This is a genomic window from Veillonella parvula (assembly GCF_040094895.1).
Classification (GTDB): domain Bacteria; phylum Bacillota; class Negativicutes; order Veillonellales; family Veillonellaceae; genus Veillonella; species Veillonella parvula_L.
This window is the reverse complement of sequence record NZ_JBBNGV010000001.1, coordinates 794443-806811: the sequence shown is the minus strand read 5'-3', so window position 1 is coordinate 806811 and position 12369 is coordinate 794443. Positions and strand designations below refer to the sequence as shown.

The 12369-nt window shown below is 37.3% G+C and carries 11 protein-coding genes; all 11 read left to right on the top strand.

Going from position 1 to position 12369, the window contains the following annotated elements; all coding sequences use genetic code 11:
- The first annotated feature begins 260 nt into the window (after positions 1-260).
- On the top strand, positions 261-494 hold the full coding sequence (locus tag AAAT26_RS03765) for a FeoA family protein (protein WP_004697076.1): 234 nt from the start codon (positions 261-263) through the stop codon (positions 492-494).
- A 9-nt stretch (positions 495-503) separates the two neighbouring features.
- Positions 504-2876: a ferrous iron transport protein B gene (gene feoB, locus AAAT26_RS03760; RefSeq protein WP_349208881.1), complete on the top strand. Its 2373-nt coding sequence runs from the start codon at positions 504-506 to the stop codon at positions 2874-2876.
- 231 nt (positions 2877-3107) lie between these two features.
- The gene (locus AAAT26_RS03755; RefSeq protein ID WP_004697259.1) at positions 3108-3314 is read left to right on the top strand and encodes a FeoB-associated Cys-rich membrane protein; all 207 of its coding nucleotides are present in this window, start codon (positions 3108-3110) and stop codon (positions 3312-3314) included.
- 104 nt (positions 3315-3418) lie between these two features.
- A complete protein-coding gene (locus tag AAAT26_RS03750; protein ID WP_004697111.1) occupies positions 3419-3679 on the top strand; it encodes a DUF6110 family protein in 261 nt (86 codons plus the stop codon).
- Between the two features lie 16 nt (positions 3680-3695).
- Positions 3696-5834, top strand: coding sequence for a heavy metal translocating P-type ATPase (locus tag AAAT26_RS03745; protein WP_024061222.1), 2139 nt, complete (start codon positions 3696-3698; stop codon positions 5832-5834).
- A gap of 116 nt (positions 5835-5950) precedes the next feature.
- A complete protein-coding gene (locus AAAT26_RS03740; protein WP_008600576.1) occupies positions 5951-6355 on the top strand; it encodes a hypothetical protein in 405 nt (134 codons plus the stop codon).
- Positions 6348-7190 (top strand): hypothetical protein, encoded by an 843-nt coding sequence (locus tag AAAT26_RS03735; RefSeq protein WP_101928143.1) that lies wholly within the window; start codon positions 6348-6350, stop codon positions 7188-7190. The genes AAAT26_RS03740 and AAAT26_RS03735 overlap by 8 nt, the downstream gene beginning before the upstream one ends.
- A 49-nt stretch (positions 7191-7239) precedes the next feature.
- On the top strand, positions 7240-8001 hold the full coding sequence (locus tag AAAT26_RS03730) for an ECF transporter S component (protein WP_101928144.1): 762 nt from the start codon (positions 7240-7242) through the stop codon (positions 7999-8001).
- 100 nt (positions 8002-8101) lie between these two features.
- The gene (scfA, locus tag AAAT26_RS03725; protein ID WP_004693318.1) at positions 8102-8245 is read left to right on the top strand and encodes a six-cysteine ranthipeptide SCIFF; all 144 of its coding nucleotides are present in this window, start codon (positions 8102-8104) and stop codon (positions 8243-8245) included.
- 166 nt (positions 8246-8411) lie between these two features.
- A complete protein-coding gene (gene scfB / locus AAAT26_RS03720; RefSeq protein ID WP_004693319.1) occupies positions 8412-9821 on the top strand; it encodes a thioether cross-link-forming SCIFF peptide maturase in 1410 nt (469 codons plus the stop codon).
- Between the two features lie 35 nt (positions 9822-9856).
- Positions 9857-12136, top strand: a complete 2280-nt coding sequence (gene hypF / locus AAAT26_RS03715) for a carbamoyltransferase HypF (protein ID WP_316073023.1) — start codon at positions 9857-9859, stop codon at positions 12134-12136.
- Positions 12137-12369: the final 233 nt, after the last annotated feature.

Below are 12369 nucleotides of genomic sequence, written 5' to 3'. Positions count from 1 at the left end.
ATTGATTACTGTATCTAAATATATAGCCATGAAATATTAAATTTCAGCTAGTATTCAGTATTTTATTAGATAATCATATAAATAATCTCATATTAAATATGATAATAAAATATAGATATGAGATAAAAATAAACCATAAAAATGATAATAATTGTTGAAATTAATGCTTGATTTGATATAATAATTTAAGATATTAATACGCATTATTATTTGGTGTGTTTAATATGAGGTTGTTAGGTACAATAATTAGGAGGTGTCGTATGGCTATCAAAAAGTTAAAAGACATGAAACCAGGTGAGTCTGGTCTTATTGTTGCACTACATGGCAGTGGTAATGTTAAGCATCGTCTAATTGACATGGGTCTTGTAAATGGTACAAAAATCCATGTTATGAAGTTTGCCCCTTTGGGGGATCCGGTGGAAATCAAAGTAAAAAACTTTGAATTAGCACTTCGTACAAGCGAAGCTGGCATGATTGATGTAGAGGTTCAATAGGAGGTTCACATGGCAGAAAATGGGCAAATTCGCATTGCCTTAGCAGGTAACCCTAACTGTGGTAAAACTACAATGTTTAACAATATCACAGGGGCGAAGCAACACGTTGGTAACTATGCCGGCGTTACAGTAGAAAAAAAGGAAGGCCATACGAACTTTGATGGCCATGAGTTATTGTTTATTGACTTACCAGGTACATATAGCTTAACTGCACGTTCCTTGGATGAGTTAGTAGCGCGTAATGTTATCGTAAATGATAACCCAGATGTTATTGTTAATGTTCTTGATGCATCTAACTTGGAACGTAACTTATATTTAGCTGCACAATTATTGGAACTTGAAAAGCCAATGGTTATTGCTCTAAACATGGCTGACGTTGCTGAAGAAATGGGCATCAAATACGACCTAAAAAAAATGGCAGAAATGACAGGGGCTACAATTGTTAGCACAGTAGGTCGTACAAACATTGGTACAAAAGACTTGTTAGAAGCAATAATTAGTGTAGCTGCTTCTCAAAAAGCTCCTGGTGTAACAATTAACTATGGTGATTTGTTAGAAGGTAAAATTAGTGAGCTTGTAGAATTGCTAAAACAAGCGGGCACTGTTACATATCCACTTCGTTGGATTGCTGTTAAGTTGTTAGAAAAAGATGCTGACGTTATTGGCAAAGTTATGCGCTTTGATAATACGGAAGCTGTTATTCAAAAGGCTGAAGCTATTCGTGAAGAAATTAAGGATCAAGTTGATCTTGATATTGTCTTCCAAGAATATCGTCACCGCTTTGCAGTAGAAGTATATAATACATGTTTAACACAAGCGCCAACTCAATTGGAAACACGCTCTGACCGTTATGACAAAATCTTAACGCATCGAATTTGGGGCTTACCAATCTTCATGGTTGTTATGTACTTATTGTTTGCGTTCGTTAACTTCGTTGGTGGTATTCCTCAAGGTTGGATCGAGGATGGTTTCGCTGCATTACAAGCTTATGCGGTTCAGACTATTCCAGAGGGCCAATTACAGTCACTCGTATCTGATGGTATTATTGCCGGCGTAGGTGCGGTACTTTCATTCTTACCATTAATTTTATTACTCTTCCTTGGCATTTCTTTCTTGGAAGATACAGGTTATATGGCTCGTGCAGCCTTCGTTATTGACCGTGTAATGCGCGCATGTGGCTTACATGGTAAATCCTTTATTCCTTTATTATTGGGTTTCGGTTGTTCCGTACCATCCGTAATGGGTGCCCGTATCCTCGACAACTACAAGGATCGAATGGTTACGATTTTGATTACACCATTCATGAGTTGTTCTGCACGTTTGCCAGTGTATATCTTATTTGCAAATGCGTTCTTCCCAAATGGTTGGGATAGTACTTTAGTTGTATTCTCTGTATACTTCTTGGGTATCATCTTCGGTATTATCTTTGCAAAAATTTTCCGTAAGTTCTTATTTGCTGGTGAAGCAGAACCATTTGTAATGGAATTACCTCCATATCATTTGCCTACATTGAAAGCTACATGGATGCACATGTATGAACGTGCTAAATTGTACATCATTAAAGCCGGTACTTTCATTATGGCTGCTTCCATCTTGATTTGGTTCATCACTGCATATCCAATGGATGTAGAATACTCCAAAGATTATGATGCAGTGAAAGAACAAGTTGCTCAAGAGTATGAAGTAAAAGATGCAGCTACATTATCTCAATTCGGTATTGCTACAGATGACCAAAAAGATGCAGTTGATAAAATTGTTGAAGATATGAAATCTACTGTACAAGATGCTACTGATGCTGCTAAGCAAGCAGGAGAAGATGAACCTGAAGTAGCAGTAGAGGATGATTCTGAAGCACCTGAATTATTCAATGATATTAAAGATGAAAATAAAGACTTGTTCCCAGCAGCATGGGCAATGTATAAAAACAGTGCTAACTTAGATGCTGAAAATGACAAATTTGATAAAGAACAAGCTGCTGAAAAAATTGAACAATCCTATGCAGCATCCTTTGGTAAAGCAATCAACCCAGTACTTGAACCATTGGGCTTCGACTGGAAAATGGGCTTATCTCTCGTAGCTGGTTTAGCGGCTAAAGAGGTAGTAATTTCTACATTGGGTACAGTATATGCAGTAGGTGGTGATGATAAAAATCCAGCTCCATTGACTGATTACTTACAAAATGATCCAAACTTCTCACCATTGATTGCATTAACAATGATGTTGTTCGTATTAATTTACCCACCTTGTTTGGCAACATTAGCTGTTATCAAACGTGAAACAGGTTCTTGGAAATGGGTTGCATTCATGTTCTGCTATGAAAATACATTTGCATGGATTGCATGTTTCATCTTCTATAACATTGGTCGCGCATTAGGTTTCTAATCTAGAGTCGCTAAATAGGAGAGTTTAGCCACTTTTAGATTCTTTAAACAAAAATGAATTTAAAAATTGCGATTTTGTTATAAGTAATTTAAAAATAATACTTGATAATTATCAATATTCGTGGTTAAATGATAATGAGAAAAGGGAAATATCCTTTAGATATTGCTTTTATCTTGTTTATCACTAATACACATATTATAATTTAGTAGATATTGAGAAAGAGGCATAATAATGGATAATCTTGTTATAGGACTCATAGTTGTATTAGCATTAGCTTATATCGGTAATAAATTTTACAAACAAATGTCTGGTAAAGGTGGCTGTGGCTGTGGTGGCGGTAGCTCCAAGTCTGGCTCTAAAAAATCTTCTGGTTGCGGTGGTAACTGCAGCTGTGATGGTTCCAATAAAGCACTAGGCATTAAACGTACTGCTAAGTAAGCTAATACGAATTCTGAATTTGAATGAGGGGTCTCTATAATGGCTCCTCTTTTCAAATATAGTAATTAAATTTTTTATCATATTTAGTAGAAAGGAATATTATCATGTTCAACATCGATCAAAAAAATCTTAAAAACGCTAACTTATTCGCAGCAGGTCTTGCATTGGGTACTGTAGGTCTTAAAGTTTTAACTTCCAAAGACGCTAAAAAAGTATATGCTGGTATCGTAGCAGCTGGCCTTCGCGCTAAAGAAACTGTATTAGAAACAGCTGAAAAAGTACAAGCATCCGCATCTGATGTATTGGCAGAAGCTCAAGAAATCAACGAAGCACGCAACGAAGAAATCTTTGAAGAAAACAAATAATTAGAGGATTGCACATATGTTACAATTTTCTGTAGTAAAAAAACTCAGAAATCGCTTGCATGTTAAGGTAACTGGTCATCACTTTACAGAGGCTGAAGCAGCTTATGTAGAGGATACATTATTCCTTAATGATGCAATTGTAGATGTAACCTTCTACACTCGTAGCAGTCAAATCGCCATTAAACATACTGGCGATATTGATGCTGTGCGTGATGCAGTGCTAGGTCTACGCGATTTAGATTTGTCTGAAGCTCCTGCTTTGAACGAATATTCTCCTCGCTTGGTAAATAAAAAATACCGTGAAATGATGATCAACCGTACTGCACTTTACTTAGGTAAAAAAGCAGTGCTTCCTGCACCGATTGCGGCTGCATGGGCTTGGTTTGACGGTATTAAATTTATTGGTAAGGCTATTAAAACATTGTGGCAACGTAAGTTAACTGTCGAAGTACTTGATGGTGTAGCTATTGGTGCTGCTTTACTTCAAAAAGACTACCCAACAGCTAGTGCTGTTATGTACCTATTGGGTATTGGGGATATTTTGGAAGAATGGACTCACCGTAAATCCGTATTGAATCTTGCTCAAAGCATGTCCTTGAACGTAGATAAAGTATGGGTATTAGTTGACGATATCGAAGTGAGCAAGCCCGTTAACGAAGTTGTAGCAGGTGATCAAATTATCATTCGTCAAGGCGAAGTGATTCCATTGGATGGCGTCGTTATCGATGGTGTTGTTCTTGTTAATGAAAGCTCCATGACTGGTGAACCAGAAGCGGTTCGTCGCGATCAAGACAGTTCTGTATATGCAGGTACTGTTGTTGAAGACGGTAAAGCTATTGTAGAAGTACGTAGCACATCCAAAACATCTCGTTACGAAAAAATCGTTAACCTCATTGAAGAGTCTGAACAAATGAAATCCGGTATGGAACAACAAGCATACCGCATGGCTGATAAATTAGTTCCAATAAGCTTTATTGGTGCTGGTTTAACATACTTGTTGACTCGTAATGTGATGAAAGCATTGTCTTTCGTAATGGTTGACTTCTCTTGTGCTCTTAAATTATCCATTCCATTAGCAGTACTTTCCGCTATGCAAGAAGCATCTAAACGCGGTATCACTGTTAAAGGTGGTAAGTTCCTAGAACAAATTGCACAAGCAGATATGATTGTGTTCGATAAAACAGGCACTCTTACTAAAGCTGAACCTGAGTTTGAACAAATTATTCCATTTAACGGTCATGATGCAGATGAAATGTTGAAATTAGCTGCATGTATTGAGGAGCATTTCCCTCATTCCATGGCAAAAGCAATTGTACGTGCTGCTAAGGATCATGCATTACCTCATAAGGAAATGCACTCTGACGTAGAATACGTTGTGGCTCATGGTATTGCATCTAAGGTTGGTCGCTATCGTGTACGCATTGGTAGTGCTCATTATATCTTTGATGATGAAAAAACAAAGATTCCTGCTGATGAACAAGAAAAATTCAATAATTTACCAAATACATCTTCACATATTTACCTCGCTATTGGTGGTACATTAGCAGCGGTTATTTGCATTAAAGACCCTGTACGTGAAGAGGCAAAACAAGTTATAGCTGATTTGCATGCATTAGGCATTAAAAAGGTTGTCATGATGACTGGTGACTCTAAGCGTAATGCACAACGCGTAGCTGATGAACTTGGTATTGATGAAGTGCATGCAGAAGTATTGCCAGAAGATAAGGCAAGTTATGTAAAACAAGCCAAAGCTGAAGGCTATACTGTTATGATGGTAGGGGACGGTATCAATGACTCCCCAGCAATTTCTGAGGCTCATGTTGGTATCGCTATGAATGAAGGCGCTCCAATTGCTCAAAAGATTGCGAATGTTACTATTTCTTCCGATAATCTACAAGCTCTTGTAGATTTGCGCCGCATTTCTATTGCATTGATGAAACGTATCAAAGCAAATTACAATGGTATCGTTGGTTTCAATGGTGCTCTTGTTGGTGGCGGTGTACTTGGCTTTATGCCACCAAGTCAAACTGCTTGGTTGCATAATCTATTCACATTGGGGATCGGGCTTGAAAGCATGACACCATTGTTGAAAAAAGAAGAACCAAAGGAAACTGTTCCTACAATTGATGTAACAGCTGATTCTGTAGTAGCTTAATCAAAGGAACCTCCATATAGGTATTGATTTACCTATATGGAGGTTTTTCTTTTTTGATGACATTTATCTATGATTATTGTAAAATACAAGGAGATTACATATCGTAGGAGATTTATATGAACATTTTGATAGATATTTGCAGACGCTCCTTCTATTTGAATCTATTTATTGTGGTAATTCCCATTATTGCATATATGATTCATAATGGATCGAGTGCGACAGTAGCACTAGTATGGTATTTGTTGTTATCCTTGTGTATGCCTTGGGCCTATTTATCATTTAAAAGCAGTACCTTTGGTGAGGGTAAATCTATAAGTCGTATCGCTTATGTAGTGAGCTGGGTTGTCGTTCACGGTATCAGCTATAAAGGAATTTTCTTAGGTATTGATTTATCCATGTTGTGGGGATGGCCAACAGTAGGTCGTGATATAGCCTTTTTATTAGCTATGTATTTTAGTGTCACATTTAGCTTGATTATAGCTTATGGCTTAACTCGATTGGTGGGAGACCGTAATGAATAAAAGTTTTTGGTTATTTACGTTAATTTGTTCACTTTTTGTAAGTGCTATTACGACAGTACTTTCATTAAGTGGGGCACTATCAATACCCATTTTAGTGTTCCCCGTTTTGTCGCTAGTCATACCAATTATGGTGCGACGACTAAAGAATGCCAAGTTTAACGATGATTTACCGCTAAGCATGGGCTATCATGCTTATAGTTGGGCTTGGTGGACGGTATTTTCGTTTCTTCATACACCATTTAGCTTTAATGTAGATAATGGATTAGCAAAAGTACTACTTTTATTTGTAGTATATTTTATCGTTCAAGTTCTTATTGAGCTATGTGGTTTGTTAGCCACAAAGTATTTCAATCGTACTCATCGATGGGGAATGATTGATGAAGCGTTAGATATAATTGCCTATACTATACCGATTCCGTTCTTGTATATTGCTTCAATCTTATATATAGATTTACAAGATCCGATGGTATATTTTATGTATGCATCATCCATGAATGTAAATATATTATTTGCTGAACTTGTATTATTATTAGTTTCTTTATTGGTCTTTGTATTCTATTTGTATCCAAGAGATTTAGCATATAAGGGTGTACGTTTGTTGCGTATCATTATTACTGCAGGCATATGGCTTGCTATGAACGCCCATATCTTGTATGGTGGTTATATTCCAGAATTTATATTATCTTTAGTTCCCACCGTTTTTCCAACGTACCAAGGTAATCCACTAGTGTTTGTAACTCCAACTTTATTAGAAGCTGGTATGACAGGTGGAGCAGTGATTATAGGTGCATTGGTAGAGCGTGGTATTATTTCACGACGCCGTGAACGTATTTAATTTCTAGTTTCGACTTATATCCGTAAGGAATGAGAGCGAAGGAGGATCTATGAACAACATTGAACGTCCATTGGATGATAACTCAACTGTATCAATCCACGACAATGAAAAACTGAAGCAAGTTGAACGTAAAGAGGCCAAGAAAGAGAAAAAAAGTGGCATTACGATTCGAGAATTGACAATTATTGGTCTACTAGCAGGTATCACTATTGCATTAGGGCTTTCTGGTTATGGTATTATTCCATTAGGGCCGCTAAATGTAACAACTTTACATGTACCAACTCTAATTGGTGCTATTGTAGAAGGACCAAAAGTGGGGGCCTTTGTTGGCTTTATCTTTGGTTGCTATAGTTTGTGGCAAAATATTACAGCTCCTAATATTTTATCCCCACTATTTATTAATCCAATCATTTCCGTATTACCGCGTATACTTTTCCCAGTATTAGCATATTTGGTATATCTATTATTGTGGAAAGCACCGCAAGGTCCGCGTATTATTGTTTCTGCTTTTATGGGGACTGTATTTCATACGATCATGGTTATGGGATTAATCTTCTTACTCTATGCAGATATGTTTGCTCTTAAAATGAATCTTAGTCCAGATCAAGTATTAGGCTCTATTGTATTCTTGTCTGTTACACATGGTATTCCAGAAGCAGTTTTTGCTGCTGTAATTGTAACACCGGTGGCAATGGCTTTACGAAAAGTATTGCGTAAGGATGCTCCTAAGAAAACTAAAGGTGAAGCTATGCGAGACACAAAAGTTACAGACCATCAATTAGGAGAAACTGAAGTGGTAGAAACCAAATAAGCTGAAGTTGTAGACGAAAATATAACGAAATAGTATTTTACAGGCTTTTTATAAATATGATAAAATAAATATCATTCGATAAGTATTGAGGAGGATAATCATGGCTAAACGTATTCGTACTATCAACACTGAATCCTTACAAAAAACTGCTAAAACTGGCGGTTGTGGGGAATGTCAAACATCTTGCCAATCCGCTTGTAAAACAAGCTGCACAGTTGGTAACCAAGTTTGCAAACAAAAATAATGAAGAGGCTCGCTTAGCGGGCCTTTTTTATTTATGTTTTAAAGACATACATTGTATAGTATATCTTTATGACTCTTTTTATAACGTTTAGTGTGGAAATGTGGTACAATTATCTAGAAAGTTCTATATACTAGAGCTTTTACCATACAAATCAATTGGAGGTACCATGTTAGAATTAAAACCAATGATCCATAAGTTTCGGATGAAGGATAACTATTACTGCTTAGACGTAAATAGCGGTATTATCCATGTTATCGACGAACTCATCGATAGAGTTCTTGACATATATGATGGCACTAATCGCGATGCTGTACATGCTGCGTTAGATGCTAAAGAAGATGCAGTAGAACTAGATGAGATTATGGACGAGTTAGATGAGCTCATCAAAGCGGAGCAATTATTTGCACCGATGAGTAAAGAGTTTAAACTTGTAGTAGGTGAGAAACCTATTGTTAAGGCATTATGCTTAAATATTGCTCATGATTGTAATTTAGCATGCAAATATTGCTTTGCTAGTCAAGGTGATTACGGCGGTGTTAAACGAGAATTGATGAGCTTTGATGTAGCAAAACGAGCTGTGGACTTTCTTATTAAAATGAGTGGACCTCGCCAACATTGTGAAATTGACTTTTTCGGTGGTGAGCCATTGTTGAACTGGGATGTTGTTAAGCAAACGGTTGAATACATTGAATCCATTCAAGAAAAGCACAATAAGATATTTAAGCTTACATTGACTACGAATGGTATGCTTTTAACACAAGATAAAATCGACTATGTAAACAAACACAAGATGAGTTTAGTATTGTCGTTGGATGGTCGTGAATCCGTACATAATGCAATGCGTCCAGTAGCAGGTAGTGGTGCAGAGTCTTATAAATATATTGCTAAAAACCTTATCAATGCAGTAAAACAACGTCACGGTCTTGAATATTATGTACGTGGTACATATACTCATAAAAACTTAGACTTTACTAAAGACGTTATGGCAATGTCTGATCTTGGCTTTGAGCATTTGTCCATGGAGCCTGTTGTCGGTGAAGAAGGGGATTATGTGCTTCGTGAAGAAGATTGGCCAGCTCTAGAGAAAGAATATGAAAAATTAGCAGATATTTATTTACAACGCCAGTTAGAAGGCTGGGGTGAGAAGTTTAACTTCTTCCACTTCCGCATGGATTTATATCGTGGGCCATGTATGGCGAAACGCCTTCGCGGTTGTGGGGCAGGTCATGAATATATGGCAGTCGTACCTAATGGCGATATTTACCCATGTCACCAATTTGTAGGTAAAGATGGATACGTGCTTGGTAATGTGTATGATGGTTTACAAAATACAGAAATTCCTAAAGATTTCCGCAATACACATGTATTCTCCAAACCAACTTGTGCTGAATGTTGGGCGAAATTCTTCTGTTCCGGTGGTTGTCATGCTAACAACATTACATTGGGTGGCGATCTAGAAACACCTTATGAATTTGGTTGTCGTTTACAGAAGAAACGCATCGAATGTGCTATTATGATTCAAGCCGAATTAGAACAAGCTGGTATTGATGGAAGTATTCCTGTTGCATTAGGTTAATTACACTTGATTCTCCGAGTATAGTAGGAGTTTATATGAAACAAAATAGTAATCAAACTACAGAACGCTGGGGAATTCGCTATACCGGTATAGTTCAAGGGGTCGGATTCCGGCCCCTTGTTTCTATGTGTGCCCATTCTCTAGGTTTAACTGGTTTTGTATATAATGATAGCCGCGGTGTATATGTTGAAATACAAGGTCCTCTAGGAGCATTGCAACTATTTTTAGATGCTGTTCAAGCGGAGCAACCTCGTTTATGTCGCATTACAAGTCAAACTGTACAACATCTTACTGTAAAAGGTGATGAAATCGACTTTATAGTAGCGCCATCTCCATTAGGTGAATCCGTGAGTACCTTTATTAGCGCCGATACGGCGCCTTGTGATGACTGCATTAAAGAACTACAGCAGGATAAACGCAGACGTGACTATCCTTTCATCAATTGTACAAATTGTGGCCCACGATATACGATAATCAAATCTTTGCCCTATGATCGGGAGCGGACGACGATGAACGAGTTTCCCATGTGTGAAGATTGTAAGGCTGAATATGAAGATATAGAGGGGCGTCGCTATAGAGCGGAGCCAAACGCATGCTCTCGCTGCGGTCCTCAATATACATTGTATAAGCCAGATCGCAAGGCTGTGGATACAGTGAATATATGGAATACTACGCGGGAATTGATTAATGAAGGTAGTATTATCGCAATAAAAGGTGTAGGAGGATATCATCTTGTTTGCGATGCTAGAAATGACGCTGCTGTACAACGCTTACGTAAGCGGAAGAATAGGCCGCATAAACCATTAGCAATAATGGTGGGAACTCTAGATATGGCGATTGAGTTAGTACATATTAATGATGTAGAACTAGATATATTGACGGGGATGGAACGTCCTATTGTGTTATTAGAAAAAAATCATAATAGTTCTGTTCATTTAAGCTCTTATGTGGCTCCTGATAATCGCATGTTAGGGGTTATGTTACCTTATTCACCAATGCATGAGGTGTTATTACCTTTTGATGCGGCATGGATAATGACCAGTGGTAACAAAAGCGGTGATTCCGTATTATATAACGACGATCAAGCGTTTAATGAACTAGGTGAGGTAGCAGATTATTTCCTCGTTCATAATCGTGAAATCTATGCGCCCCTTGACGATTCAGTGGTAGTGGTCATCAATAATAAACCTCGATTTATTCGTCGCAGTCGTGGTTATGTGCCTGAACCTATTCATTGTGATGGTTTAGAACAAACTTCGATATTAGCTATGGGCAGTGATTTAAAAAATGCTTTTGCTATGAATAAAGGTAGTGAAGTTCTTGTAGGGCCCCATATTGGTGATTTAGAAAATATATCAACTCATGAAACACTAGAATGGACTATTAAACGATATAAGAGCTTATTTTCTGTGCAACCAGATAAAATTATCATAGATAGTCACCCCCAGTTTTTTTCTTCTCGGTTAGGTGAAAAAATAGGTGAAAGTTTCCATCTTTCTGTTGTACCTGTTCAGCATCATCATGCTCATATAGCGTCTGTTATGGCGGAACACAATTTAAGGGGGCTTGTACTAGGGATTGCTATGGATGGTACTGGCTATGGTCCAGATGGAACTATATGGGGGGGAGAATTTCTCCTTTGTAAAGGCAATCAATATCAGAGATTGGCACATATTCATGCAGCTCCATTACCTGGCGGAGAAAAGGCTGTTTCTGAACCCTGGCGACAAGCCTTATGGTATATTCGTAATTATTATGGCGATGATATCCCTTTTGTATATCAAGAATGGATGAAGGAACTTCCAAAGGGATGGGAAATTTTAGATAAAGCATTACAATCTAGAATGCCCATGATTCAAGCTACAAGCTGTGGGCGATTATTTGATACTGTAGGTGCTTTATTAGGTCTTGGTATGGTCCATAGTTATGATGCACAAATTGCCATTGCTTTAGAAACTCTATGTGGTGATGAAAAAGGATCATTACTTGCTTACAATTATGATGGACATATTCTTGACTTTACACCTACAGTTCAATCTATTATGGATGGTGTTGTTCGTGGTGAATGTCGAGCTCATTTAGCCGCTTCATTTCATAAAACAATGGCAATAGCACTATGTGAAACGGCTGCAGACTTGATGGAGCGATATAATATTAGTAATGCGGCCATGTCTGGTGGTGTATTTCAAAATCGTAAATTATTAGAATTCATATATAGGACGTGGCATATAGGTAATTTATATATGAATGAAGCAGTTCCTTCTAATGATGGTGGACTTGCTTTAGGACAATTGTGGTTAGGAAATCAATTATAAATTGTCATGCAACTCTTATTCTTAGACAAATTTATTTAGTAATGTTTTGAATATTGTTTAATCCATATGAGTTGTATAGCCAGTTTAAGCTCTAGTTGTTTGTGGCCACTATCACTAAATAATGAGTGTAACTGTGATACAATAATATTAATTTTATTCATATATTTTGGAGATATTTTATTAAAGTAAATGTATATAAAACTTGTTATAAATGATATAGATAAGGAGATACT

Bases quoted from the DNA above. Each gene is read 5' to 3' on its own strand.
- AAAT26_RS03765 (WP_004697076.1), top strand. From the start codon at position 261: ATGGCTATCAAAAAGTTAAAAGACATGAAACCAGGTGAGTCTGGTCTT.
- feoB (WP_349208881.1), top strand. From the start codon at position 504: ATGGCAGAAAATGGGCAAATTCGCATTGCCTTAGCAGGTAACCCTAAC.
- AAAT26_RS03755 (WP_004697259.1), top strand. From the start codon at position 3,108: ATGGATAATCTTGTTATAGGACTCATAGTTGTATTAGCATTAGCTTAT.
- AAAT26_RS03750 (WP_004697111.1), top strand. From the start codon at position 3,419: ATGTTCAACATCGATCAAAAAAATCTTAAAAACGCTAACTTATTCGCA.
- AAAT26_RS03745 (WP_024061222.1), top strand. From the start codon at position 3,696: ATGTTACAATTTTCTGTAGTAAAAAAACTCAGAAATCGCTTGCATGTT.
- AAAT26_RS03740 (WP_008600576.1), top strand. From the start codon at position 5,951: ATGAACATTTTGATAGATATTTGCAGACGCTCCTTCTATTTGAATCTA.
- AAAT26_RS03735 (WP_101928143.1), top strand. From the start codon at position 6,348: ATGAATAAAAGTTTTTGGTTATTTACGTTAATTTGTTCACTTTTTGTA.
- AAAT26_RS03730 (WP_101928144.1), top strand. From the start codon at position 7,240: ATGAACAACATTGAACGTCCATTGGATGATAACTCAACTGTATCAATC.
- scfA (WP_004693318.1), top strand. From the start codon at position 8,102: ATGGCTAAACGTATTCGTACTATCAACACTGAATCCTTACAAAAAACT.
- scfB (WP_004693319.1), top strand. From the start codon at position 8,412: ATGTTAGAATTAAAACCAATGATCCATAAGTTTCGGATGAAGGATAAC.
- hypF (WP_316073023.1), top strand. From the start codon at position 9,857: ATGAAACAAAATAGTAATCAAACTACAGAACGCTGGGGAATTCGCTAT.